The organism is Brevibacillus brevis (genome assembly GCF_031583145.1).
Lineage (GTDB): Bacteria > Bacillota > Bacilli > Brevibacillales > Brevibacillaceae > Brevibacillus > Brevibacillus brevis_E.
Genome location: NZ_CP134050.1, coordinates 3687405 through 3711175, shown reverse-complemented (window position 1 = coordinate 3711175; position 23771 = coordinate 3687405). Strand labels below are relative to the sequence as shown.

At 56.5% G+C, this 23771-nt stretch carries 29 protein-coding genes; 22 read left to right on the top strand and 7 right to left on the bottom strand.

Annotated features, from left to right (window positions below; genetic code table 11):
- Positions 1 to 94 precede the first annotated feature (94 nt).
- On the bottom strand, positions 95 to 1225 hold the full coding sequence (locus RGB73_RS18425; RefSeq protein WP_310774423.1) for a M20 family metallopeptidase: 1131 nt from the start codon (positions 1223 to 1225) through the stop codon (positions 95 to 97).
- 324 nt (positions 1226 to 1549) lie between these two features.
- Between RGB73_RS18425 and RGB73_RS18420 the strand changes: the two genes are divergently transcribed.
- The 6 genes from RGB73_RS18420 to spoVM all read left to right on the top strand — a co-directional run bounded on the left by RGB73_RS18420 (position 1550) and on the right by spoVM (position 5012).
- A complete protein-coding gene (locus RGB73_RS18420) occupies positions 1550 to 2371 on the top strand; it encodes a transporter substrate-binding domain-containing protein (RefSeq protein WP_310764219.1) in 822 nt (273 codons plus the stop codon).
- Between the two features lie 59 nt (positions 2372 to 2430).
- Positions 2431 to 3090 (top strand): amino acid ABC transporter permease, encoded by a 660-nt coding sequence (locus RGB73_RS18415; RefSeq protein ID WP_310764218.1) that lies wholly within the window; start codon positions 2431 to 2433, stop codon positions 3088 to 3090.
- Entirely contained in the window at positions 3083 to 3805 is a 723-nt protein-coding gene (locus tag RGB73_RS18410) for an amino acid ABC transporter ATP-binding protein (protein WP_310764217.1), read from the top strand. Before RGB73_RS18415 ends, RGB73_RS18410 begins: the two co-directional genes overlap by 8 nt.
- A 148-nt stretch (positions 3806 to 3953) precedes the next feature.
- On the top strand, positions 3954 to 4514 hold the full coding sequence (gene thiT, locus RGB73_RS18405; RefSeq protein ID WP_310764216.1) for an energy-coupled thiamine transporter ThiT: 561 nt from the start codon (positions 3954 to 3956) through the stop codon (positions 4512 to 4514).
- A gap of 217 nt (positions 4515 to 4731) precedes the next feature.
- The gene (locus RGB73_RS18400) at positions 4732 to 4908 is read left to right on the top strand and encodes a hypothetical protein (protein ID WP_310764215.1); all 177 of its coding nucleotides are present in this window, start codon (positions 4732 to 4734) and stop codon (positions 4906 to 4908) included.
- 20 nt (positions 4909 to 4928) lie between these two features.
- Entirely contained in the window at positions 4929 to 5012 is an 84-nt protein-coding gene (gene spoVM / locus RGB73_RS18395; RefSeq protein ID WP_005831022.1) for a stage V sporulation protein SpoVM, read from the top strand.
- A gap of 95 nt (positions 5013 to 5107) precedes the next feature.
- Here the strand turns inward: spoVM and rpmB are convergent, their stop codons facing one another.
- A complete protein-coding gene (rpmB, locus tag RGB73_RS18390) occupies positions 5108 to 5296 on the bottom strand; it encodes a 50S ribosomal protein L28 (protein ID WP_005831020.1) in 189 nt (62 codons plus the stop codon).
- Between the two features lie 241 nt (positions 5297 to 5537).
- On the opposite strand from rpmB, the gene RGB73_RS18385 reads away from it, so the two are divergent.
- The 7 genes from RGB73_RS18385 (at position 5538) to RGB73_RS18355 (ending at position 14195) form a co-directional block, all read left to right on the top strand.
- Positions 5538 to 5903: an Asp23/Gls24 family envelope stress response protein gene (locus RGB73_RS18385; RefSeq protein ID WP_310764213.1), complete on the top strand. Its 366-nt coding sequence runs from the start codon at positions 5538 to 5540 to the stop codon at positions 5901 to 5903.
- A 16-nt stretch (positions 5904 to 5919) separates the two neighbouring features.
- Positions 5920 to 7617 (top strand): DAK2 domain-containing protein, encoded by a 1698-nt coding sequence (locus RGB73_RS18380; RefSeq protein WP_310764212.1) that lies wholly within the window; start codon positions 5920 to 5922, stop codon positions 7615 to 7617.
- Between the two features lie 21 nt (positions 7618 to 7638).
- A complete protein-coding gene (locus RGB73_RS18375; RefSeq protein WP_310764211.1) occupies positions 7639 to 8493 on the top strand; it encodes a DegV family protein in 855 nt (284 codons plus the stop codon).
- Positions 8494 to 8718: 225 nt separating this feature from the next.
- Positions 8719 to 9384, top strand: coding sequence for an L-serine ammonia-lyase, iron-sulfur-dependent subunit beta (sdaAB, locus tag RGB73_RS18370; RefSeq protein ID WP_310764210.1), 666 nt, complete (start codon positions 8719 to 8721; stop codon positions 9382 to 9384).
- A 58-nt stretch (positions 9385 to 9442) separates the two neighbouring features.
- Entirely contained in the window at positions 9443 to 10330 is an 888-nt protein-coding gene (gene sdaAA / locus RGB73_RS18365; protein WP_310764209.1) for an L-serine ammonia-lyase, iron-sulfur-dependent, subunit alpha, read from the top strand.
- A complete protein-coding gene (gene recG, locus RGB73_RS18360; RefSeq protein ID WP_310764208.1) occupies positions 10327 to 12381 on the top strand; it encodes an ATP-dependent DNA helicase RecG in 2055 nt (684 codons plus the stop codon). Before sdaAA ends, recG begins: the two co-directional genes overlap by 4 nt.
- 239 nt (positions 12382 to 12620) lie before the next feature.
- Positions 12621 to 14195 carry a hypothetical protein gene (locus RGB73_RS18355; RefSeq protein ID WP_310764207.1) on the top strand — a complete coding sequence of 525 codons (1575 nt, stop codon included), beginning with the start codon at positions 12621 to 12623 and terminating at the stop codon, positions 14193 to 14195.
- Here the strand turns inward: RGB73_RS18355 and RGB73_RS18350 are convergent.
- The gene (locus RGB73_RS18350; RefSeq protein WP_310764206.1) at positions 14192 to 14680 is read right to left on the bottom strand and encodes a GNAT family N-acetyltransferase; all 489 of its coding nucleotides are present in this window, start codon (positions 14678 to 14680) and stop codon (positions 14192 to 14194) included. The genes RGB73_RS18355 and RGB73_RS18350 overlap by 4 nt on opposite strands.
- A gap of 244 nt (positions 14681 to 14924) precedes the next feature.
- On the opposite strand from RGB73_RS18350, the gene RGB73_RS18345 reads away from it, so the two are divergent.
- From RGB73_RS18345 to RGB73_RS18310, 8 genes are all read left to right on the top strand, one after another.
- A complete protein-coding gene (locus RGB73_RS18345) occupies positions 14925 to 16169 on the top strand; it encodes a DNA polymerase IV (RefSeq protein WP_310764205.1) in 1245 nt (414 codons plus the stop codon).
- Complete coding sequence (locus RGB73_RS18340) at positions 16166 to 16558, top strand: YhjD family protein (protein ID WP_310764204.1); 393 nt, start codon at positions 16166 to 16168, stop codon at positions 16556 to 16558. Before RGB73_RS18345 ends, RGB73_RS18340 begins: the two co-directional genes overlap by 4 nt.
- Positions 16559 to 16569: 11 nt before the next feature.
- Positions 16570 to 16905: a YolD-like family protein gene (locus tag RGB73_RS18335; protein ID WP_310764203.1), complete on the top strand. Its 336-nt coding sequence runs from the start codon at positions 16570 to 16572 to the stop codon at positions 16903 to 16905.
- A gap of 295 nt (positions 16906 to 17200) precedes the next feature.
- Positions 17201 to 17482 carry a hypothetical protein gene (locus tag RGB73_RS18330; RefSeq protein ID WP_310764202.1) on the top strand — a complete coding sequence of 94 codons (282 nt, stop codon included), beginning with the start codon at positions 17201 to 17203 and terminating at the stop codon, positions 17480 to 17482.
- 192 nt (positions 17483 to 17674) lie between these two features.
- Positions 17675 to 17923, top strand: a complete 249-nt coding sequence (locus RGB73_RS18325; RefSeq protein WP_310764201.1) for a spore coat protein CotJB — start codon at positions 17675 to 17677, stop codon at positions 17921 to 17923.
- 19 nt (positions 17924 to 17942) lie between these two features.
- Positions 17943 to 18530, top strand: a complete 588-nt coding sequence (locus tag RGB73_RS18320; RefSeq protein WP_310764200.1) for a manganese catalase family protein — start codon at positions 17943 to 17945, stop codon at positions 18528 to 18530.
- Positions 18527 to 18919 (top strand): hypothetical protein, encoded by a 393-nt coding sequence (locus tag RGB73_RS18315; RefSeq protein ID WP_310764199.1) that lies wholly within the window; start codon positions 18527 to 18529, stop codon positions 18917 to 18919. The genes RGB73_RS18320 and RGB73_RS18315 overlap by 4 nt, the downstream gene beginning before the upstream one ends.
- A gap of 116 nt (positions 18920 to 19035) precedes the next feature.
- Entirely contained in the window at positions 19036 to 19530 is a 495-nt protein-coding gene (locus RGB73_RS18310; RefSeq protein WP_310764198.1) for a GNAT family N-acetyltransferase, read from the top strand.
- 178 nt (positions 19531 to 19708) lie between these two features.
- On the opposite strand, the gene RGB73_RS18305 is transcribed toward RGB73_RS18310, so the two are convergent.
- The 4 genes from RGB73_RS18305 to RGB73_RS18290 form a co-directional block, all read right to left on the bottom strand.
- Positions 19709 to 19894, bottom strand: coding sequence for a hypothetical protein (locus RGB73_RS18305; protein ID WP_310764197.1), 186 nt, complete (start codon positions 19892 to 19894; stop codon positions 19709 to 19711).
- 190 nt (positions 19895 to 20084) lie between these two features.
- Entirely contained in the window at positions 20085 to 20876 is a 792-nt protein-coding gene (lgt, locus tag RGB73_RS18300) for a prolipoprotein diacylglyceryl transferase (RefSeq protein WP_310764195.1), read from the bottom strand.
- Between the two features lie 41 nt (positions 20877 to 20917).
- A complete protein-coding gene (locus tag RGB73_RS18295; protein WP_310764193.1) occupies positions 20918 to 22324 on the bottom strand; it encodes an MDR family MFS transporter in 1407 nt (468 codons plus the stop codon).
- A complete protein-coding gene (locus RGB73_RS18290) occupies positions 22321 to 22776 on the bottom strand; it encodes a MarR family winged helix-turn-helix transcriptional regulator (protein ID WP_310764191.1) in 456 nt (151 codons plus the stop codon). Before RGB73_RS18290 ends, RGB73_RS18295 begins: the two co-directional genes overlap by 4 nt.
- 362 nt (positions 22777 to 23138) lie before the next feature.
- Between RGB73_RS18290 and RGB73_RS18285 the strand changes: the two genes are divergently transcribed.
- The gene (locus tag RGB73_RS18285) at positions 23139 to 23750 is read left to right on the top strand and encodes a TetR/AcrR family transcriptional regulator (RefSeq protein ID WP_310764189.1); all 612 of its coding nucleotides are present in this window, start codon (positions 23139 to 23141) and stop codon (positions 23748 to 23750) included.
- The last annotated feature ends 21 nt before the right edge of the window (positions 23751 to 23771 follow it).

The following is a 23771-nucleotide window of genomic DNA, read 5'->3' as shown; positions in this document are numbered from 1 at the left end:
AACTCCTTTCGCTCGATAGATATATATATGATGCCCCCGCAAAAAGTAGAGCAAAAGAACTCCGCCGTTTTCGCGGCGGAGGGCAATCCAAACCTTACAAGCTGCTAAGCAGACGCAGAAGGACGGCGATGCGGCCGGGAACGGCATCGATCACGATGTGCTCATGGGAAGCGTGGGCGCCGTCCCCGACAGGTCCTAGCCCGTCGAGAGTCGGTGTGCCTTCGTCTGCCGCGAAGTTCCCGTCGCTCGTTCCGCCTACGGCTCGTTCCGTCAGCGTGAGTCCCTCCAGGCGGGCTTGCTCCTGGGCGAGCGAAAACAGTCGCTCGGTTCCGCTGGTTCTCTCCATCGGCGGTTTGCTGATGCCGCCTTCCACGACCAGCCGGGCACCGGGCAGGATCGGCGCGAGTCCATGCATGAGAGCAGTAATCCGCGCAGCCTCCTGGCTTTTGCGGATCCGCACATCAATTTCCGCCTCCGCATAGTCCGGGACGACGTTGGAGACGCTGCCGCCCCGGATCGTTCCCACCGAGAGCGTCGAGCCTGCCGCATAGTCTGTAAAAGACTGGATGGAAAGGACGTGGTGTGCGATCTCTTCGATGGCGTTGACGCCCAAGGCGTGGTCGTTCCCCGCGTGGGCAGCCCTGCCCGTCACTTTCAGCAGAAATTCTCCTCCGCCACTTCGGCTGGTCTTCAGCGAGCCATCTCCTGCGGCAGGCTCAATGACCAGCGCGCATGTGCTCCGTCTGGCCTCTTCCCGGATCCACCGCTCCGACGACACGCTCCCGATTTCCTCATCCGTATTCCAGAAAAAGACGAGTTTTTTTGGCAAGGGGATGTTATGCTCCACAATCGCCTTCAAGGCATAGTAGCAAAAGACGATGCCGGCCTTCATGTCGTACGTCCCCGGACCGTATGCACGGCCGTCCACGACTTTCCATGGCTCGCGGGCGAGCGTGCCGACTTCCTTTACCGTGTCGAAATGGCCGAGCACCAGGACCTGCTCCTCCCCTTCGCCGAACTCGATGCGCAGCTGGTTTCCGTATATCTGCTGCGGGATGATGTCGACCCTGCAGCCGAGAGAGCGGAAGCGGCCAGCGATGAATTCTCCCAGCTTGTCCACCGCCTCCTTGTTCTGGGTGGGCGTCTCCATTTCTACATATGTCCGCAGCTCCTCGAGCACCTCGGGGAGCTTTTCTTGAAAATAGGAAGTCCAATTTTGGGCCATCATACTTCCTCCTCAAAGTTGATTTCATATGCACTATAAGTCTTTGCCAGGCTTTTCGCCAGAGAAAAATCGGCATTCTGCGGAGAAATTGCCCAATCCGGACATACTACAACGGACAGGAAAAACCACCACTCTATTTATTTGTAAATAAAATTCAGTAAATTGGATATTTGAGATATGGCTAAAAAAAGATTGAAATTGTTCAGCTAATGATTAAAATAATCATTATGCTGTATAAATATAAGTTTTTCATTCATGCAATCTACTTGTTTCAGACATCATTTCTTCGCTGATGCTAACTACAATCCTAACGGGGGTACCATTATGAAAAAACAATCGCTCGTTTCTCTCGCATTCACTTCCCTCCTGGCTGCAGCCGTTCTGGCAGGGTGCGGCACAGGCAATCAGCCCGGCACCGGCCAGCCTGCGGGGACACCGCAATCCGGTCAGGCGAGCGGTGGCACAAAGGTATTGAACATGGCTACATCTGCGGATTACAAGCCGTATGAATTCCACGACCTGTCCAGCGGCAAGGACGAAATCGTAGGGTTCGACGTGGACATTGCCAACTACATCGGAAAAAAACTCGGGTATGAAGTAAAGGTAACCGACATGAACTTCGACGGACTGGTCCCGGCACTGCAAACCAACCGTGCGGACTTCGTCATGGCAGGAATGACGCCGACTCCTGACCGCGAGAAGAACGTCGATTTCTCCACGATCTACTATGACGCGAAAAATACGATCGTGACCAAGAAGGAGAGCAGCCTGACGAAGCCGGAGCAGCTCGCAGGCAAAAAGATAGCGGTACAGCTGGGTTCCATCCAGGAATCCGCTGCGAAGGAGCTGGCGACTTCGACGGCACCCGGTCTGCAAATCACTTCCCTGAACAAAACGGGGGAAATCGTTGAGGAAGTGAAAACGGGACGCGTAGATGCCGCCATCCTCGAGGATACCGTGGCGAAAGGCTTCGTAGAGAGCAACCCGGGCCTGCAGTACACCACGATCCAATCCGACGAGAAAAACGGCTCTGCGATCGCCTTCCCGAAAGGATCGCCTCATGTAGAGGAGTTCAACAAGGTGATCAAAGAGATGCAGGAAAACGGAGAAATGGACAAGCTGATCAAAAAATGGTTCGGCCAATAATCGCCGGGTACGGCAAAGACAAACAGCTACACGATTGACAGAAAGGGGTGGGTACGGGCATGGATTTGGATTTTGGACAGATTGTGCCCTATATCCCTTTCATTTTGAATGGGATAAAGGTAACATTACTCGTCACGCTGATTTCGGTGATTTTAGGGTTTATCTGGGGTTCCATCCTGGCCCTCATCAAGATCTCCAAATTCGGTCCGCTGAATTGGCTGGCGGTCGCTTATACGTCCGTATTTCGCGGCACGCCGCTGATTTTGCAGCTGACCTTCGTCTACTTTGCGACGCCGCAGCTGACCGGTTATAACATCTCCCAGCTGGAAGCGGCTGTGTTGACGTTCACGCTGAACTCCGGCGCGTACATTTCCGAGACGATCCGCGGGGGCATTCTCGCGGTGGACAAGGGGCAGTGGGAAGCGGCCAAAGCGCTCGGCATTCCATACCGCCGGATGATGCTGGACATCATTTTGCCGCAGGGGGTCAAAAACATCCTGCCTGCGCTGGTCAACGAGACGATCGCGCTGCTGAAGGAATCGGCTCTCGTCTCCACGATCGGCCTCGCCGACATCCTGCAAAACGCGAACGTGGTCAAAGGCACCATCTTCCGGTACTTTGAGCCGTATATCATCGCCGGTGTCCTGTACTACGTCATGGTCATGATCCTGACCTGGGTGGCGCGCATGCTGGAGAGGAGGATGAGGCGCAGTGATTAAGATCGACAACATTACCAAATCGTTTGGACAGCTCGAAGTGTTGAAGGGCATTTCTACGGAGATCGGGAAAGGAGAGGTCGTCGCGATCATCGGTCCGTCCGGCTCCGGGAAGTCGACTCTGCTGCGCTGCATGAATCTGCTGGAAGTGCCCACGACCGGCAGAGTCACCATCGACGGGGAGGACATTACAGCCCCCAAAGCGGATGTACTGAAAGTCCGGCAAAAAATCGGGATGGTGTTTCAGCACTTTCATCTCTTTCCCCATATGACCGTGCTGAACAATCTGACCTATGCCCCGATCAAGGTCAAGGGAATGTCCAAGGCAGAGGCGGAGTCAAAGGCGAGAGAGCTGCTCGGCCGTGTCGGCTTGTCGGACAAGGCGGATGTGTATCCGTCCCGCCTGTCCGGGGGGCAAAAACAGCGTGTGGCCATCGCGCGATCCCTCGTCATGGAACCGCAAATCATGCTGTTCGACGAGCCTACCTCCGCTCTCGATCCCGAGATGGTCAAGGAAGTGCTGGAGGTCATGAAGGGCCTGGCGCACACCGGTATGACGATGGCGATCGTGACGCACGAAATGCGGTTTGCCGAAGAAGTATCCGATCGGATTTTGTTTATCGACAACGGCAAGCTGGTGGAGGAGACACCTCCTCAGGAGTTTTTCCGAAGTCCGAAGAGCGAGCGGGCCAAGCAGTTCCTGGAGAAAGTCCGCTAGAGCATTGAGTCGCGGCTGTGCCTACAGCTCGCGGCTTTTCTTTTTTGACAGGTCCTTCGCACTTGGGCTAGAATCAGGGAGCGGCGACCGTAGTTGCCAGATTGTTTGCTATTATAGATCGGGATAGGATGAAAAGGAGTGAATGACGTTGGATCGCATGCGATTGATCACGTTGTTGGAAATGGCGATGATGGCGGCGCTGGCGCTGGTCTTCAGCCTGATTAAGGTATTCGAGATGCCGCAGGGCGGCTCGGTCTCGCTGGTCATGGTGCCGATCGCACTGATCGCGGTACGGCGGGGCTTGTGGGCCGGGGTAATTACGGGACTGGCAGTGGGCGTGCTGCAGCTCTTGTTCGGCAGCACGGTCGTGAATCCGGTTCAGCTGCTGCTGGATTATCCGCTTGCGTTTGGCGCATTGGGACTTTCCGGGCTGGTGAGCCTGTCCGGCTTTGAGTCGAAAAAAAGCCGCATCGCGGTGATGTGGAGCGGGCTGCTTATCGGGGTGCTGGGGCGCTTCGTCTGCCACTTCGTCTCCGGGATCGTCTGGTTTGGCGAATACGCTCCCCAGGGGACGCCTGTGGCCTTGTATTCTTTCGTGTACAACATCACATACCTGCTGCCGGAAATGGTGATTGCCGGAGCGGTGCTGACGGTCGTGATGACAAGCGCGTCCTCGCTGTTGTTTCCGGCAAGAGACCGTTTGGCGTAGCAGGGACACGCATATTGTCGAGAATGTGCGCATAAGGTAATCAGGCAGCAAAAATTGTTGCCTGATTTTTTGTTGATCATTTCCTTGTTTTTCTGGCATTCATACGGGCTGGAGGCGGCCATTCATTTTTTCGCCCGGCAGGATACATGTTTATCCGACAGCAGAATATGATGTAATATGCACGTTTGGGAGAACACCTGAAGGAGGTGCAGTATGAATGGGATTGCGCTCCTATCGCCTGCGACAGGGGGGCGCCTTGCGACGTGTTCTCGGGGTTGCGTTGGCTGTCGGAGGTATCACCATTTTCCTGTACACGGCACCTCCGTGGGTTTGGTATAGCCTGTTAGCGTTGGCTCTCATGGGGGCGGGCTGGTTTCTGTATCATGTGAAGTAATTTCGGTGAGGAGGGGTATCATGCGGTTTTACACCATCAAGTTGCCGAAGTTCCTAGGTGGCATGATTCGCGGCATCATAGAGGCGTTCAACAAGAAAAAATGACGGCCTCGCCAAAAGGCCCCTGAGGGAAAGAGCGGAACGCCTGAGAAATGCAAAAAAGCACCTCGAGGGTGCTTTTTTTCGCGTTGCAGACAAGACTACACGCGAGTTACGAGTCCGGATTTCAGTGCTCGGGTACTTACATAAACGCGCTTCGGTTTTCCGTTTACAAGAATGCGCACTTTTTGTACGTTAACACCCCAAGTGCGGCGAGTTGCGCGCATGGAGTGGGAGCGAGCGTTTCCAGCTTTAGCAGATTTACCAGTTACAAAGCAACGACGTGCCATTACGATCCACCTCCTTGTTGCATCTAAACGGGATTCCCCAAATGGGAAATACAAATACTCAACCATAGTAGCATAGGCAGGCTGTCAATTGCAATACTTGACATGTGGAAAAGCCTTCACTTCCTTCCTTCCTTTCCGATTCGACAAAACGCTTCATTTCTCCTATGGGTTAGTGTAGAATTATGGGAAGCATGTATACATACCAAGCGATCAAGCTGTTGAAAAGAGGAGGAGTCCTTGCATGACAGTTGAAATGAGTACCCCTTTGGGGAAAATTGATGTGACAGAAGAAGTGATCGCACGGATTGCGGGAGGCGCGGCCATGGAAGTGTTCGGCCTCGTCGGCATGTCTCCACGAAAAGCGTTGAAAGACGGGATTGCCGAGCTTTTGGGACGAGACAACCTGAGCAAAGGGGTCGTCGTTCACAACCAAAATGGCGAAGTGACGTTGGACATGCACATTATCGTCAGCTATGGCGTGAAAATTTCCGAAGTGGCCGCAAGCGTGCAACGCCGCGTCCGCTACACCTTGGAGCAAACAGTCGGAATCGACGTCTCTGCCGTGAACATCTTCGTGCAGGGAGTACGTACAGACAGGGATACATAATAAGGAGGAACATCAGTTGGTACATACGCGTCTTGATGGCGTGCTTTTTAGCCGGATGGTTTACCTGGGGGCAAAGCTTTTGTCCGATAACGTCAAAGTGGTGGATGGGCTCAACGTCTTTCCCGTACCCGATGGAGACACTGGAACGAACATGAATCTGACGCTGACATCGGGGGTGGAGGAGCTGTCCCGCAGGGAATCCCCGCGTGTCTCGGAAGCGGCTTCCGCCTTGGCCAAAGGCCTCTTGATGGGTGCCCGCGGCAACTCCGGCGTCATTTTGTCGCAACTGTTCCGTGGCTTCAGCAAAGCGGTGAGCGGAAAGGATGTCGCAGATGCCCGCCAGTTTGCCGAGGCATTCAAATCCGGGGTAGACTCCGCCTATCAGGCCGTCATGAAGCCCGTCGAAGGGACGATTCTCACGGTCGCCCGGGAGGCAGCCGAGGCTGCTGTCCGGGCTTCCCGCACGTCGGACGATATCGTCGCGGTCATGGAGAAAACGTATGAACAGGCGCAGGCCACCTTGCTGCGCACGCCAGAGATGCTGCCTGTGCTGAAGGAAGTCGGCGTCGTCGATTCGGGCGGCCAAGGCCTGCTGTTTATATACGAAGGATTTTTGCGCGCGCTCAGAGGAGAGGCTGTCGACGATCTGGCGCACCAGCAAAAGCCCTCGATCCGGGAAGAGGATCTGGACGAGCTGGTACGCGAGCAGCATGCGCAAATCCACATGAAAACGGAGGATATCCGGTTCGGCTACTGCACCGAGTTCATGGTCCACATCGCAGGAAGCACGGAGCCGAACAAAAAGCCGTTTTCAGAAGGGCTGTTTCGCGGCCAGCTGGACCAGATGGGGGATTCCTTGCTGGTGGTCTCGGACGATGAGGTCGTGAAAGTCCATATTCACGCCGAGCATCCAGGCAGCGTGCTGCAATACGCGCAGCAGTTCGGAAGCCTGCATCGGATCAAAATCGAAAACATGCGGGAACAACATGCCAACATCCTCAAAGCGGAAGAGCGAAAAGGGCAGGAAACGGCCGCGGTCCAGCGGGGAACCGCGTCCCTCGCCTACGGATTGATCGCTGTAGCGGCTGGCGAAGGGATCTCCAAGATTTTGCGAAGCATGGGTGTGCACGTCGTCGTAGAAGGCGGGCAGACGATGAATCCGAGCACGGAGGACTTCCTGAAAGCGATTCAGGGACTGCACGCAGAGCACATCATCATCCTCCCGAACAACAGCAATATCGTCATGGCCGCGGAGCAGGCGGCGGAGCTGTCCGAGGCCTCCGTCTCCGTCGTCAAGGCGAAAAGCATTCCGCAGGGCATGGCAGCGCTCGTCGCTTTCAATGCGGCTGCAGCGCCGGATGCGAATCTCGCAGCGATGGAGAAAGCGATCGGTTCGGTGAAGACAGGAATGGTCACGCACGCGGTCCGCGACACGCAAATGGGCGAGGTCACGATCAAGGAGGGCGACTACATCGGGATTGCCGAAAAGGAAATCGTCACAGCCGGTCCCGATCTGATGGAAAGCGCTGCGGCCCTCCTGACGCATATGGTGGACGAAGATGCCGAGATCGTTACCGTGTTTGTGGGAGAAGGCGCGACCGAGAAGCAGGCAGAAGAGCTGGAGCAGACATTGGCGGAGGCGTTTCCGGATGTGGAAGTGGAGATCCAGGAAGGCGGCCAGCCCTTGTATCCGTTTATTTTTTCTGTGGAGTAATTGTGAGAGGAGCTCTGTTGCATGCCAATCGTGATTCTTACCGACAGCGCGTCCGATATTGATGCGTCTGTGCGGCAATCGCTGGGGATTGTGGCCGTGCCGCTGAAGGTCATGTTCGGGCCGCAGACGTATCTGGACGGAGTCACCATCTCATCCTCTGCTTTTTTTGAAAAGCTGAAGGAATCGAGTGTGCTGCCCACTACCTCCCAGCCTTCGCCGCTGGAGTTTGCGGAAGCGTACAAAGCGATTCACGAACAGTACGGGGATGACGTGCAAATCATCGCCATTATCCTGTCCTCGGCTTTGTCCGGCACCTATCAGTCTGCCATGATCGCCAAGTCCATGCTGGATGAAAGCATCGACATCACTGTCATCGACTCGCGCAAGGCCTCCTACGTACATGGAATGATCTGCGTGGAGGCGGCAAGGGCAGCGCGGGAAGGAAAAAGCAAGCAGCAGATTCTCGACATGATCGACCGCTATTTGGACGAAGTGCAGGTCTACTTCATCGTCGACACGCTGGAATACTTGCAAAAGGGCGGGCGAATCGGCCGCGCGTCGGCGGTCATCGGCTCGCTGCTGAACATCAAGCCGATCCTGACGCTCGATCCCGCGGGCTACGTCAGCGCGTACGACAAGGTGCGGGGAACGAAAAAAGCGTTGAATCGCGTCCTGGAAACCTTGCAGGAGTACGCGGGGGGAAAACCGGTCAAAACGGCGGTGCTGCACAGCAGTGCACTGGATATGGCGACGGAGATCTCGGCGAGGATCAAGCAGGAATTTCAGGTCGTCGATTCGCACCTGGAAGAGATCGGTCCCGTCATCGGTACGCATGCGGGTCCGGGACTTCTGGGAATTGTAATGGTAAAGGCATAGGATGAAAACCTCCCCGGCCATCAGGGAGGTTTTTCTCGTACAGACAGGATAAAATTTCGATCCGGTATAAGGGCAGCCGCGTCTCCGCCAAAAGGCATGGCGTAGCCAGGTTTTCAAATGGCCGGAATGCTCCCGGAAGATATTCTTCGTAGCGCTTTCACATCGGGTAGGATACAATGAGAGTGAATCTTGTGTAACCCCTTGCGATATCAGGAGGAGAACCGGTTGAAGTACAAAAGCGTATTTGATATTATCGGTCCAATCATGGTTGGACCGTCCAGCTCACATACAGCAGGTGCCGCACGTATCGGCAGGGTGGCCCGCAAGCTGTTCGGCAAACAGCCGAAGCTCGCGGAGATCACGTTTTACGGATCGTTCGCCAAGACGTACAAGGGTCACGGCTCCGACGTCGCGACTGTCGCCGGAATCCTGGATTTTGACACATCCGACCTGCGCCTGAAAAACTCGCTGATCATCGCCGAAAAGGCGGGAATGGAAGTCGATCTGCTCACGTCCGACGTCTTGACCGAGCATCCGAATACGGCGCGAATCAAACTGTCTGACGTTGACGGAGCGACCGAGATCGTCGGCGTTTCGATCGGCGGCGGAAAGATCGAGGTCCTGGAGATCAACGGCTTCGGCCTGCAGCTCGGCTTCGACAGTCCGACGCTGCTGGTGCTGCACGAGGACCGCTTCGGGATGATCGCCGCAGTAGCCAAGGTGCTGACCGAGCACCGGATCAACGTGGGACTGATGGAGGTCTCCAGGCATGACCGCGGTTCCCGGGCGCTGATGGCGATCGAGACAGATGCACCGGTCTCTGCGGAAGTCCTGGAGGAAATCCGGCAGATTCCGCACGTATTTGATGTATCCCTGCTTTCGTTGAACTAGAAGAATGCTGACTTTTGCCCACACGAAAATTGCGGGAGTAGAGGAGTGAACGCGCGACATGTTTCGCAACGTAGCTGAACTGGTGGAATTGGCGGAATCACAGGGGAAGAAAATCTCCCAGGTGATGATCGAGGCTGAGATGGAAGTGTCCCAGCGCAGCCGAGAGGATATCATGAAGGACATGTACGCCAACCTGGATGTCATGGAAAAAGCGGTGCGCCGCGGCCTGGAAGAAGATATTCGCTCGCACAGCGGGCTGACGGGCGGCGACGCGAAAAAGCTGCAAACCTATATGAAAGACAAGCCCTTTCTCTCCGGGCCAACCTTGCTGAACGCGGTCTCCATGTCGGTCGCGGTCAACGAAGTCAATGCGGCGATGGGGACGATCGTGGCTACGCCTACCGCTGGAGCTTGCGGGATTGTGCCGGGGACGCTGTTCGCGGTGTCCGACAAGCTGCAGCCGACTCGGGAAGAGATGGTTCATTTCTTGTTTACTGCCGGGGCGATCGGTTACTGCATCGCCAACAACGCGTTCATTTCGGGCGCTGCGGGCGGCTGCCAGGCGGAGGTCGGCTCGGCCACGGCGATGGCGGCGGCAGCGATCGTGGAAATGGCGGGCGGGACGCCGGAGGAATCGGCCCAGGCGGTAGCGATTGCTCTGAAAAACATGCTCGGTCTGGTTTGTGACCCCGTAGCCGGACTGGTGGAGGTGCCTTGCGTCAAACGCAACGCAATGGGTGCCGCAATCGCGACGGTGGCGGCTGACATGGCCTTGGCCGGAATCAAGAGCGTCATCCCTACCGATGAAGTCATCGAAGCGATGTACCGCATCGGATGCTCAATGCCGACGGCGCTCAAGGAGACGGCCCAGGGCGGATTGGCCGCTACCCAGACCGGACGCCAAATCGAAGCCAAAATTTTCGGCGTGAGGATCGACAAGCAGTGACTACGGCATACGAAGCTCCGCTCTCCCAGCTGCACGGGGTAGGGGAAGAGCGGGCCAAAGCTTTTGCCGGGTTGGGAATTCACAGTATCGGAGACTTGCTGGAGTACTTCCCGACTCGCTACGAAGACTACCGCGTGCGCGATTTGACAGAGGTAAAAGACGGAGAGAGGGTCACGCTGGCGGGCACCGTATACGGCGAACCCTCTGTTCGTTTTTATGGAAAAGGCAAATCGCGCATTTCCGTCAAGGTAGTCATGGACCGGGTGGTGGTCACTGCCGTCTGGTTCAATCAAACGTTCGTCAAAAACAAACTGTCTCCGGGCAAGGAAATTCTCATCACGGGAAAATGGGACAAGCACAAGCTGCAAGTCACCGTCAGCGAGATGACCGAGGCGGATTCCGAACGAGCCGCCAAACGGGGTGAGCTGGCTCCGGTCTATCCGCTGGGCGGAGATGTCACGCACAACCTGCTGCGCAAGTCCATCCAGCAGGCGCTGCGGCAGTACGGCAAGGAGATTCCGGAAATTTTGCCGTCCTACATCGTCGAGCGCTATCGGCTGATGCCCCGTGTCGAAGCCTTTCACTCCATCCACTTCCCGGCCAATGCGGAAGAAGGACGGCAAGCGCGGCGGCGGATCATGTTCGAGGAGCTGTTTTTGTTCCAGTTGAAAATGCAGACGCTGCGCCGGGTGAACCGGCAGCAAACGGAAGGCGTGGCGATGTCCATTCCGATGGAAGAGGTGCGGCAGTTTGTCGCCTCTTTGCCGTTCCCGCTCACCGAGGCACAGAAGCGGGTCGTGAAAGAAATTTTGGATGATTTGCGCTCACCGCACGCCATGAATCGGCTGCTGCAGGGCGATGTAGGCTCAGGGAAGACCGTGGTCGCGGCAATTGCGCTCATTGCCGCTGTCAAGGCAGGGTATCAAGGGGCGCTGATGGTCCCGACGGAAATCTTGGCGGAGCAGCATGTCCAGTCGCTGACGAGCCTGTTGTCTCCCCACGGCATCGAGGTGGCGCTGTTGTCCGGCTCGCTGACGGCCAAGCGCAGACGAGAGGTCATTTCCTCCCTGCAGATGGGGCTGATCGACATTGCGGTCGGGACGCATGCCTTGATCCAGGAAGATGTCTTCTTCTCCCGACTGGGCCTGGTTATCACGGACGAGCAGCACCGCTTCGGCGTCGAGCAGCGCCGCATCCTGCGCAGCAAGGGGCTGTCGCCCGACGTGCTGTTCATGACCGCGACGCCGATTCCGCGGACGCTGGCGATCACGGCTTTCGGGGATATGGACGTCTCTACCATCGACCAGATGCCGGCTGGCCGCAAGCCGATCGAGACGACCTGGAAAAAGCACGATCAGTTTCCGGCCGTGCTGGAGCAGATGCGCCACGAGCTGCGCAAAGGACGGCAGGCGTACGTCATTTGCCCGCTGATCGAAGAGTCGGAAAAGCTGGACGTGCAAAACGCAATCGACGTTCACGCCCAGCTCACACAGGTCTTTCCCGAGTTTGGCGTAGGGCTCATGCACGGTCGTTTGCCAGCCAAGGAAAAAGATGCCGTGATGCAGGCGTTTCTCGCGGGAGAATACGCGGTGCTCGTCTCTACGACGGTCGTCGAGGTAGGGGTAAACGTGCCGAATGCCACCTACATGGTGGTGTACGATGCGGAGCGCTTCGGCCTTGCGCAGCTGCACCAGCTGCGCGGCCGTGTGGGTCGTGGGTCGGAGCAGTCCTACTGCGTGCTGATCGCCGACCCCAAATCGGAGATCGGGAAAGAGCGGATGCGCGTCATGTGCGAGACGACGGATGGCTTTGAGCTGTCCCAGCGCGATCTGGAGCTGCGCGGACCGGGCGATTTCTTCGGGACCAAGCAGAGCGGGGTTCCGGAGTTCAAGGTCGCCGATCTGCTCAGCGACTACAAGGCCTTGGAGGTGGCCCGTCAAGAAACGGCCAGGCTAGTGGCCGAAGACGTCTTCTGGCGGGATGCCGAGTACCGCTGGCTGCGTGCGTACCTAAAGCGCGAAGGGGTGCTTGACGGCGTCGTGTTTGACTGACCATTGTTCCTATTGGAAAAGGGAGGGGCTTTCTCTGTATTCGGACAGGGGAGGCTCTTTTTCATACAGATAGGAAGGTATCAAATTCCTGTCCAGTATAAGGGCAATCGCGGCTCCGCCAAAAAGCATGGCGCAGCCAGGTTTTCTAATGGGCGAGAAACAAATTCGGCACGAGCCGCGTCTAACTAACGGAAGCAGGGAAATTTTTCTAACCGAATATACAGAAGGGCGGTTTTTTCATGCGTTTGTTTCGACTTTTGCCTTGGGGGCCATTGCTTCTGGCAATTGCTTTGGCTGCTACCGGGTGCACCCGCACCACGAGCCCGCCGACTCCAAGCGAGCTGCCCGGTACGAAGGAGCCATCCGGGCCTCCTCCTGCGGGTGAGCCGGTTTCGCCTGCTCCATCGCCGCCTGCTGACCCTCCAGCAGCTGTGGAGTGGAAGCGTGAGGAAATCCCGTTTGACTATGAAGCGATGAAAGAAGAGGTGCGGGTTCAGCTCGACGAAGAGCCGCAGCTTCACTCCCCCCTGCGGACAGTAGTGGGTGCTGGCCCGCAGGCGTACACGTTTTTCTTCCGGGAGCCGATGGATCGCTCCAGCGTGGAAGCAGCAATCCGACTTCATACCATGGACCTCTCTTCTCCTTATCGTGTGCAGCCTGCCTTGGACTTTCACTGGGTCCACGACCGGCAGCTGCACGTGCTGGCGACCTTGGCGAAGATGCCGGATGCGGATTGGATTGGCGCCGAGTATGTGCTGAATGCCGGCGGAGCCAAAACCGCCAAAGGGAAGGAGATCAATGGCGAGCTGGCCTTTCAAGCCGTGGCCATGGTTCCCAGCCAGGTGTGGCAAGTCTCGCTGGACGGAATGCAAAATCGGCAGCTCTCGTCGTTTTCCGCTCCTTATTTCGTCTCGGCCGCCTTGGATGACGATCGCAGGTTTTTGCTGATGTACCGCTACAAGGAATTTTGCGAATGCGACGCCCCACACATTCCGCTGTACGCTGTATATGACACGGAAGATAAGACGTTGGTACGCTACCCGGTGCAGCTGGTTGTCAACTATCGGGGAAAAGGGGAGTTTGTGGCGGACCGGCGCGGTTTTTTCTACACGGAACCCGGAGATCGGACCGAGGTGCCACCGAGCAAGTGGGCCGTTCCCGTAAACGTAAAAGGATTTGTGCACGGCGCCAGCTTTAGCCGCGACCGCCGATATGTGCTGATGGCGGTGGGGTCAGCGGAGCAGAAGAAAAACCTCGATCTGGTCATCTACGACCTGGATACCGGGGAGGAGCGGCGGTTGCAAGGAGCGGTGAAAGGAACGATCCCGATCAGCGAGGCAGATGGCGCCACTTTGCCCGTACAGTTTGCTGACGACGGCCGCTACGCCACGTTTATGATGCGGGAGAACAACGAAGATATGGTGGAGGTGCGCCAGCGCTATGACTGGAGACTGGGCCGGGTAGTGAAATGGAGCCCGCCTGTCGCCCGGGATGCCTGGTCGGGCTACGTCCAGTCGGATGACGGCGCTTACCAGATGTATTGGAATGCCGGGCTGTACCACGGCGAAACAAAGATCAAGGACTCTGTCGCTTCGGGAGTATGGATCCCCGGGACTCATTTGCTGGCGTATCTCCAGTGGGAAAAAGGACAGCAAGAGACGTCCTCTGTGGAGACCCTTCGCATACTGGACGCGGACAAACGGGAGGAGCGGGTAATTCTGGGTGGACTGAGAAGCGGACTGACCCACCTGGTTGCCGCGAGCCGGGATGGAAAGTGGCTGTTGCTGCAAAGTGAACAGGATCTCGGCAATTAGCCGGGCCGGTATTCCCGCGCCAGCATGGACAGGACGATCAAGGATTCGTAGCCAGCGCCGGTCTTTAGGCATTCGCGCAAGGTGCCTTCGATGCGAAACCCTTCCGATTGGTACAAGTGAAGGGCGCGCTCATTCGTCTCCTTGACGTCCAGCCAGAGGCGGTTCGCCCCCTGGTCGGTAAACGCCCACTGCTTGATTTGGCGCAAGATCTCGCGTCCGTAGCCTTTGCCTTTGACCGCGAGCGTGATGCGCATCAGTTCAATTGAATCATGGGATTGGGCCAGCCCCGCGAGGATGACGTATCCGACGGGCTGGCCCGTTTTCGTATGCTCGGCGATCCAGTGCCGGATATCCGGGTCGGCCAATGCCTTCTGGTGACGTTCGATGGGCCAGGGAAGCAGGTACGGGCTGTTGTCCGCGGCGTGCTCCAGCCCGTAGACGAAGGGGAGGTCGGCTTCCGTGGTGGGACGCAGATGCATGGTCATGGGCAGTTGTTCTCCTTTCGGGTGAATGGGATTTGCGGGCGAAGCCAATCGCAGGCTACGCGCTCACGGCTGGCTTGTTCTTCGCACGCTTTTGGGAATTCGCCCCCGGGCCGGGCATCCCTTCTCCGCTCGTAAATATTTACCAGCGCGTTTTTGCAAAAGAGAGGTATAAAAGCGAACGTTTGTTTGCTATACTAAGAACAAAAGTATTTGCGAACACTTGTTCTTATAAGGGGATGGCGATATGCCCAATGTGAACAAACGGATCGTTTTTTTGGTCGACATGCAGAGTTTTTACGCGAGCATCGAGAAGGCGGCCAATCCGCAGCTGCGGAACCAGCCCATCGTCGTAGCGGGGGACCCGGAGCGGCGCAGCGGGGTGATCCTGGCGGCATGCCCGATCGCCAAATCGTATGGAGTGGTCACGGCCGAAGCCTTGTGGCAGGCGCAGCAAAAATGCCGCAGCCTCGTCGTGGTTCGCCCGCGGATGGAGATGTACATCCGCATCTCGATGCAGATTACCCAAATTTTTGAGGCGTTCACGGATAAGGTGGAGCCGTACTCGATCGACGAACAGTTTCTCGACGTGACGGGCAGCGTGCACCTGTTTGGCGGCGATGCCCTGAAAATGGCTGCCCAAATCCGCCGGCGCGTCTGGCTCGAGACCGGGATCAACTGCCGGGTCGGCATTGGCGAGAACAAGGTGTTGGCGAAAATGGCGTGCGACAACTTCGCCAAAAAGCGGGAAGAGGGTGTGTTTTGGCTCAAGCGGGAGGAATTGGCCGATACGCTGTGGAAGCTGCCGATCGAAAAGCTGTTCGGAGTCGGGTCGCGGATGAAGCGCCACTTTCACCGCATGGGAGTATATCAGATCAGACAGCTGGCGGAAATGGCTCCGTCTGTGCTGCAGCGCCGCTTCGGCGTGAACGGCGAAGTGCTGTGGCGCACGGCTCAGGGGCTGGATGATTCGCCGGTCTCCCTCCAGGCCTACGATACCCAAAAGGGAATCGGCCATCACATGACGCTGCCGCGTGACTACCATACCGCTGCGGAAATCAAAGTGGTGCTGCTGGAGCTCTGCGAAGAGGTGTGCCGCAGGGCGCGGAGCAAGGAGCTGATGGGGTCCGTGCTGTCTGTCGGCTGCCGCGGAGCGGATCTGGATGTGAAGACCGGCTTTGGCCGGCAGATGAAATTGGAGGAGCAGACCAATGACGCCATGACGCTGTACGAAGCGGCCTGTTGCCTGTTTGACCGGCATTGGCAGCAGACGCCCGTCCGGAGCATCGGGGTCACGCTGAGCCAGCTCGTGCCGGACAACGTCCTGCAGCTCAATCTGTTTGAGGATCATCACAAGCGCCGTTCGCTCGCCCATGCTATGGACGACATCCGTACCCGCTACGGCCAGGATGCCATCCTGCGGGCAGCCTCGCTGCTTGGGGCAGGCCAGGCTCGAGAGCGGGCTCGCAAGATCGGGGGGCATTACAAGTGAGCGAGCAGCCTGTGCAGATAGAGGAAGGAGAGCAGGAGCTGATGCGCCTGTACATCCTGTTCGGCATTTTGTTTCGGGTGGTGATGGTGGACCTGGGGGAAGTCCGAATCGTGCCGCTCAAGCTGTCGTATCAGGCGGTTTTCGACTGGGTGCTGCTGGAGCTCTCCCGCTGGGCAGAGCGGCAGCACCATCAGCTGCGCCGTCTGCTCCGCCAGCGCGGATGCGTAGTCGTCAGCTATCAGCGGCAGGGGCACGCCTACGTCGTTCATTATCGGCAACGAGGATATTTGCGCGAGGCGATCTACTCGATCGAGATCTTGCGGGCCGAATGCCAGGAGCTCGTCGGCCAGTGGGTCGCACACTATCAACGAGGAGAGAAGACGACATGAGGGAGACGCGTGTGTCTAAAAAGGATAATCTGTTTGCCGCAAGCCGTTTCGTGCTGCCCGAACACCGGGAGTGGTACGCGCGGATCAAGGAGGAGGAGCGGCGCTACGTCCCGCCGCAGCTGGATCAGGACCAGTTGGGAGAGCTGAGCGAGCAGGTGTGGCAGGCCTACCAGACAGGCAGCGGCCTGACCTTGACCTACTACGACGGACAGCAGCCGCGCCGGCTTTCCGCCCATGTGGCGCACATCGACCAGGAAAAGCGGCGTATAAAGGTGCGGGTCGGTACGGATACCCACTGGATTCCGTTCGCGCGGCTGCTGCAGGTAGAGCTGGCGACCAGCTTTTAGAGAAAAACGCAGGGAATTGGAGGAAATCTTCGAACGAGACGGCGTGCGGCTGTTCAGGAAATCGACAAAATTGGGCCCTTTTGAAAAAGGCAAGCGGCAAAAAACAGAGTCTGAATGATCAAATGGCGTGCGTGGTGACGAGGCGGCATTCCTGAAACGAAAAGTGGTCAAAAACAACCGTTTTTCGCGATATTTTGGTCCCCACGGATTTTGCCAGAACGGGAGGTTTCCCTGTATTGTTAGGATATCTTTTGGGGAACCAGATCACAGATGGATAGAACAAAGGGGATTGGAAATGTTAGCACAGGAAATGGGTGTCATGTTCACCAAGCACGCGGATCAGATTACTTCCAAGCGTTGGGGTGAATTTATTCAACAATTGGAGGAGAAAGGACTGTATGTGCTCATCGAGACCGATACGATCGGCCGGGTAATGAGTCCTTTGGGCGGTTTGATGCCGATGCCGTGTAAGAGTGAGACGCTCCATATCGTGACAGCTGCCGAGTTGGAAGAACGCGGCTTGCCGATCGGCCACCACATTGTTACCAAGAGCAAAGAAAAGGTAGCGGCCCAGTAAAACAGCAAACAGAAAACCACAGTAGCCTTTCCAAATCGGGGATCCGAGCGGAAAGGCTTTTTGTTTCTCCGCCGAAGTGGGACCGTCAATTGCCTAGCTGCATACGGTGATAGCAGAAGAAAAGGGCGCGTGGGTCCCGCCGGCTAAAGGGCTGGGCAAGCTGCAGGCGCCAAGCGGAAGGAGACACCCCTGATGGACAGAAGTCCGCTGCGAAAATTGCAGGAGGTCCAGTTTGCGCTCGTGGAGCTCCAGCTGTATTTGGACCTGAACCCGGATGACCAGCGCGCTGTGAAGCAGTACAAGGAATTGACAGAGCAGCTGACAGAGGCAAAAAGGCAGTACGAGAAGGAACGGGGACCTCTTCGGCAATACGGCAATTCCTCGTCTCCCGATCGCTGGGTATGGCACAAGACACCGTGGCCGTGGGAAATCGAGTACTGAGGATAGGGGACCAAAACGTATGTGGATCTATGAAAAAACATTGGAAATTCCCGTGCGGGTGAGCAAGCCGGACCTGCGGATGGCCAAATTTCTCACGACAGTGTACGGCGGACCGGACGGGGAGTTGTCCGCTGCGCTTCGCTATTTGAACCAGCGCTACACGATGCCGAACAAAAGGATAAAAGCGCTGCTGACTGATATCGGGACAGAAGAGCTGGGGCATATGGAAGTGGTTGCGACCCTCATCTACAAGCTGATCAAGGATGCCACCCCCGCTCAGATGAAGGAGGCGGGGCTTGGCGAGCATTACGCCGACCACGACAAGGCTCTGTTTTATACGGATGCGCATGGCGTGCCATGGACCGCCGCCTATATCCAGACGAAGGGCGACCCGATCGCCGACCTGGCCGACAATATCGCGGCCGAGGAAAAATCGCGGGCGACCTATCAATGGCTGATCCACCTCACGGATGATCCGGAGCTGATCCAGGTGCTGAAATATTTGCGCGGGCGAGAGATCGTTCATTCCCAGCGCTTTCGGGAGGCCTTTTTCATCATGGAAGAGGAGCAGCGCGCAAGCAAGGCGAAAAAGGAGGACGACCTATGAACAGGCGGATGGAGAGCAAGCGGCCAGCGCCACGGCTGGACGGGCTTGCCGGCGGGCGGCAGGGGGTTGGCTACCCCTGGGGGCCGGGGCATGCTCCTCCCGGTTATATTGGGCAGTATGCTCAGCCCCCTGCGAGGAGGGAGAACGTCCCACAGCAGGCAAAACGTGACGTCCCCGATGAGCTCCAGCTGACACCGATCCCCCCTGTGAAGCCGTTCCCGCCGGATCCGTACATCAACCAGTTTCCGTTAAACGAAGTGCTCAAGACCGGGACGCTGTTTCAGTGGCTGCATGATCCCTACGAGCCGTTAATCGAGGCAGGGGATCCGGAGATACGCGATGAAGAGAACGATGAAAAGAACAAGGCGCCAAAGAATGAAGAAGCGTAAACGTGGACCGAAAAATACGGATGTAAAAATGTGGTATGATGGAAAGGGTGTCAAACAAAGGGAAGCAACGGGCAGAGCCTAGTCAAGCTGCGCAGATAGTGGAGGAGAGTGGCACAATGGAGCACCGAAACAGACTTACCATAAGACCGTACCAGGAAGACGCCGACGCGGCCATCGCCTCCTATGAGCTGCCGGAAGGGCAGGCGGTCTACACGTCCCTGCCAGCCGAAGTCATTCGAGAATACCGGGACGACTCGCATAACCAACCGTTCCTGATCTATGCCGGCGATCAACTGGCAGGCTGCTTTGCGCTGTATACGGATCCATCCGGCAATCGCTACACGAAGCATCCTCACGCGATCGTTTTCAAGTCGTTTTCCATCGATGCCCGACACCAAAAGAAAGGTTACGCCCTGGAAACGCTACAGTCGCTGCACGGGATCGCGGCAAAGCATGTTCCAGACGCAGACGAAATCATATTGACCGTCCACCATACCAACACGCCTGCGATCCGCTTGTACCGGAAAGCTGGATTCGAAGATCGCGGTCTCAGGTACGATGGGGAGCACGGAGAGGAACTCATTTTTCATCTGGATGTCAAAAGGGGATGAGCGGATTTCCGCATCGGCGAACTGGTGAACGGCCAACTGCAAGTCGTGATTCCCGGCACCATCGGGAAGTACGGAAGGATCTGAGTACGTGTACCGGACAAGTCATCCTCAAGTGGAGGACAGATCTACACGGTGCACCCCGCATGCTTAAACCGGCTCTCCACAAAGAAACAGACCATCACGAGATGGCCTGTTCCTGGAGTACTTGCTCCCAATGTCTGATCGATTTTTGCACCTGGTTGATTTCGTTCACGATCGCTCGTTGAACAATGGGCGGATAGTCCTTCTTTCGCTCGAGAAACAGCTCGTCCAGATCGCGGATATAGCCGTCCAGTCTTTGCTGTGCTAATTCTGCCCTCGTCAATTTTCGCACATCCTTTCTAGTCTTTGAAAACCATCGTACCAATTTTGAAAATAATATGCCATATGCGCCACGGGAATATTCCGCGCTATGCAAGTCATGCCCCACACCGAAACGAGACAAATCAAAAGGACGGCTGCCTGTCCAAAAGGAAGGCAGCCGTCCTATTTCCCGAGCCGTTTATGAAAGGTCGTCAAGACGCCTCTTCTTGCGCCTGCGGAGAGCGGAAGTGGAGATAGACTCCGGCTGCCAGCGCGAGGACGATGACAGAGACGGATGTCCATTGGGCCGCCGTCCAGTGAAACAGGTAGCGCGGCGAGTCGCCCCGCAAGAGCTCCAGGAGAAAGCGGCCGATGTTGTACAAGATGTTGTATGCCAAAAACAGATACCCGCGCTTCAGTTGCTTGCGCATGAGGATCAGCAGCAGCGCGAAGATGATCACATCCATCTGCCCTTCCCATACCTCCGCCGGCCAAAGCGGCTGATCGCCGAATGTCAAACGGGCGTTTGTGCCTTCCGGGTACAGGATCCCGAAGTTGCTGCCGGTCGGATCACCGAAGGCATCCCCGTTCATCAGGTTGGCATCGCGTCCGATGCTCTGCCCCAGGATCAGCCCGGGAGCGCAAAGGTCAGCCAGCTCCCAAAAAGACAGCTTGTGCTTGCGGACGTACCAGATGCCGACCAGAATAGCGCCCACGATCCCCCCCTGGATGGAGAGTCCGCCATGCCAGATCGCGATGATTTCTTCGGGATGTTTGGAGTAGAAGTCCCAGTCGAAGAAAAAGACCGCCCAAAACCGCGAGCCAATGATGGCGCCGATGATCATGGGGACGAGGAGGTTCATCAGGTGATTGCCCAATTCCTCCTTTTTTTGCAGCTTGGCAAGGGTAAGCGTGACTCCTACGCCCAAAGCGATTGCCAGCACGAACAATAAGCTGTACGAGCGAATGGGAAAAGAGCCGATGTGTGCGATGTATTGGTGCAACGAATATCCCTTCTTTCTCTATGATGCCGCGGCCGGCAGAATCAGGAAGCCTTGTCGCGCGCGGGCTCCGGATTTTTCTTCGGAATCCAGAAGGTGATGACCAGAGAGACGATAGCGAGAACGGCAATGATCAAGAAAATGCGGTGAATCCCGGCAGCGAGGATTTCAGGCGGAACTTGTCCGCTCGCATCGGAATGGCTGCCGATCTGCGAGTTTAAAAACGTGCCCAGCACGGCGACGCCAAATGTCTGCCCGAGCGTCCGCAAAAACGTGTTGGAAGACGTCGCGACCCCTCTGAGGCTCCAGTCGACGGCGGATTGGACCACGATCGTAAACGTGGTGATGGAGAAGCCGAAGCCGAGGCCAAGCACGAACACGATCACCCAAATGACCCAGGAAGGGGTCGAAAGCGTGATCAAGGTCAGGCAAAACGTCCCGATGGCGAGCAGCAAGATGCCGAGCAGCGACAGCCGTTTGGGGCCGACGCGTACGAGCATCCTCCCGCCGACCGTGGAGCCGATTGGCCAACCGATGGACATGGGCATCAGGACCAGTCCTGAATAGATCGCCCCTTTTCCGAGCGCGCCCTGGATCCACAAGGGGAGGTAGGCGGTGATGCCGATGAGAATGGCGCTGGCCAAAAATGAGATCAGATTGGGCACAGAGACTTCCCGATAGTGGAACAGCTTCAGCGGGATCATCGGTTCCGGATGCCGCATCTGGATGACAAAAAACAGGATCAGAAATATCACGGTTGCGGCAAACAGCACGTAGATCGGAGCGGAATTCCACGGATAATCGTTGCCGCCGGTAAGCAGGGCATAGAGCAAAGCGCTGGTCCCGACGGTGAAGGTGATCGCTCCCCCGTAATCGATATGGCGCTTTCGCTTCTCCAGCTTTTCGTTCAGGTTTTTGCTGATGAGCCAAATGGAGATCAGGCCGAACGGAATATTGATGTAGAAAATCCAATGCCAGCTGACGTAATCGACAAAAAATCCGCCAAGCAGGGGCCCAAAGATTCCGGCGATTCCCCAGATGGAGGCGAAGAGGCCCTGCACTTTTGCCCGCTCTTCAAAGGTGAAAATATCCCCGATGATCGTAAAGGTGATCGGAACCACAGCTCCTGCCCCGATCCCTTGAACGGCGCGGAAAAAGATGAGCTGCTCCATGCTTTGGGAGAGCCCGCACAGCATGGATCCCAAAAGGAAGAGAGCCGCCCCGAACAAAAATACCTTCTTGCGTCCGAAAAGGTCGGCCGTCTTTCCGAAAATGGGGGTGGTCACGGCCGATGTAAGCAAATACACGGCGTACACCCAACTGATGAGCTCCAGGCCACCGAGTTTCTTGACGATCGTCGGCATGGCCGTGCTGACGATGGTGACCTCGATCGCCGACAAAAAGGTGGCGATCATCAGGGCGATGGTAATTTTTCGCTGATAGGCTGTCATTCTTGGTTCTGTTCCTCCCCGTCCAGTTGAATGCGCAAGGTCCGAGACAGCCGCTCAAGCATCTCGTCCAAACGCTCCAGTTCTTCGTTTTGAAAAGCGTGAAAGGTCTCCTCGTTGCTCTGCATCGATCGCGGGTGCAGGATTTCCAATGCTTCCTTTCCCTTTTCGGTGATGCGGACCCGAGTTATCCTCTTGTCGTGGGGATCGCTCCAGGTGTCGATCCATCCGCCCCTTTGCATCCGCTCCACGAGGCCGGTCATGTTTTGCTTGGTGACGAGGGCCGCCTCGCTCAGCTTGCCGAGGGTAATTCCTTCATTTCTTCGAATGATGCCGAGCAACTGCCACTGCTGGACGCTGGACAAGCCGGTTCCATCGATCAGGCGGAGCCCCATCCGGTTGATCAGGGAAGACAACCGCAGCAAGTGAAGAATAATGCTTACTTTTGCATCCACGACAGGCAAGTCTCCTTTGAAATAGTCAACATACGGACCATCTTATCGGGGAATCCTTCAAACGTCAATATATGGACGACCGCCAGAGTGCATAGGGTACCGAAATCGTTCGCCAAGGAAAAGAAGCGAGGCGTGCTCTCGATTGCTGCGAGCGGGCACGCCAGTTGTTGATAAGGTAACCAGATCAGGCAATGGCCATTCACTGGGCCAATGTTCCGAATATTTCTTTTTTGGTAGCACACCTATATCTTTTCCCTTATACTAAAAATCTAAGAAGCTACCGTCTACAGATAGCTGCCACCAGACGAAAAAGCAGACTTCAATTCCGGGTGGGATTGAAGGAGAAAGCGAGTGAGGGATCAGTGGGCACAGTGGGAAGACAGGAGCGGAAGAAACTGGCGACACGCCAAACGATCTACGATACCGCCATCCGTCTGTTTCGCGAAAAAGGATACCAGGCAACAACCGTGGGAGAAATTGCGACGGAGGCAGATGTGGCGAAGGCGACCTTTTTCAAACATTTTGCCAAGAAGTACGAGTTGATCGAAGAGATCATCAAGCAGCGGGGAAACATGATCAGGGAAGCTGCCGCTGACGAGCAAGTCGAGCAGCTATCGACGAGGGAACAGATCGATCACATGCTCCGCATTCTATGTCGGTCTATTGAGGGCGACCGCGAGCTGGCCGCCATTTCCTTGCGGGAGTACATGGGCTCAGGAGACGTGCTAAGTGAGGAGTCCCCACTCATCGAGATCTTATTTCAGACGCTGGAGCGGGGGAAAAAGCGGGGAGAACTGTCTGACCATGCGCCTAGCCGGGTCGTTGCACGCATGCTCTGGTCGTATTACCTGGAATCGTACATGGCCTGGCTCCGAAATGAAGAAGGAGCATCGCTTGAATCGATGCTCGCTCATGGCGTAGACGTCGTATTTCGGGGCATCGCTCCGGAAAAGCTGAATACGTCTCTTCCCTAGCGATTTCGCAACCGGCGTCAT

Coding starts and splice junctions, on each gene's coding strand:
- RGB73_RS18375 (WP_310764211.1), top strand. CDS start 7,639: ATGCCAATCGTGATTCTTACCGACAGCGCGTCCGATATTGATGCGTCT.
- RGB73_RS18310 (WP_310764198.1), top strand. CDS start 19,036: ATGGAGCACCGAAACAGACTTACCATAAGACCGTACCAGGAAGACGCC.
- RGB73_RS18295 (WP_310764193.1), bottom strand. CDS start 22,324: ATGACAGCCTATCAGCGAAAAATTACCATCGCCCTGATGATCGCCACC.
- sdaAA (WP_310764209.1), top strand. CDS start 9,443: ATGTTTCGCAACGTAGCTGAACTGGTGGAATTGGCGGAATCACAGGGG.
- RGB73_RS18415 (WP_310764218.1), top strand. CDS start 2,431: ATGGATTTGGATTTTGGACAGATTGTGCCCTATATCCCTTTCATTTTG.
- rpmB (WP_005831020.1), bottom strand. CDS start 5,296: ATGGCACGTCGTTGCTTTGTAACTGGTAAATCTGCTAAAGCTGGAAAC.
- RGB73_RS18425 (WP_310774423.1), bottom strand. CDS start 1,225: ATGGCCCAAAATTGGACTTCCTATTTTCAAGAAAAGCTCCCCGAGGTG.
- RGB73_RS18350 (WP_310764206.1), bottom strand. CDS start 14,680: ATGACCATGCATCTGCGTCCCACCACGGAAGCCGACCTCCCCTTCGTC.
- RGB73_RS18325 (WP_310764201.1), top strand. CDS start 17,675: ATGGACAGAAGTCCGCTGCGAAAATTGCAGGAGGTCCAGTTTGCGCTC.
- RGB73_RS18355 (WP_310764207.1), top strand. CDS start 12,621: ATGCGTTTGTTTCGACTTTTGCCTTGGGGGCCATTGCTTCTGGCAATT.
- RGB73_RS18330 (WP_310764202.1), top strand. CDS start 17,201: ATGTTAGCACAGGAAATGGGTGTCATGTTCACCAAGCACGCGGATCAG.
- RGB73_RS18315 (WP_310764199.1), top strand. CDS start 18,527: ATGAACAGGCGGATGGAGAGCAAGCGGCCAGCGCCACGGCTGGACGGG.
- RGB73_RS18320 (WP_310764200.1), top strand. CDS start 17,943: ATGTGGATCTATGAAAAAACATTGGAAATTCCCGTGCGGGTGAGCAAG.
- RGB73_RS18400 (WP_310764215.1), top strand. CDS start 4,732: ATGGGATTGCGCTCCTATCGCCTGCGACAGGGGGGCGCCTTGCGACGT.
- RGB73_RS18345 (WP_310764205.1), top strand. CDS start 14,925: ATGCCCAATGTGAACAAACGGATCGTTTTTTTGGTCGACATGCAGAGT.
- spoVM (WP_005831022.1), top strand. CDS start 4,929: ATGCGGTTTTACACCATCAAGTTGCCGAAGTTCCTAGGTGGCATGATT.
- RGB73_RS18385 (WP_310764213.1), top strand. CDS start 5,538: ATGACAGTTGAAATGAGTACCCCTTTGGGGAAAATTGATGTGACAGAA.
- RGB73_RS18420 (WP_310764219.1), top strand. CDS start 1,550: ATGAAAAAACAATCGCTCGTTTCTCTCGCATTCACTTCCCTCCTGGCT.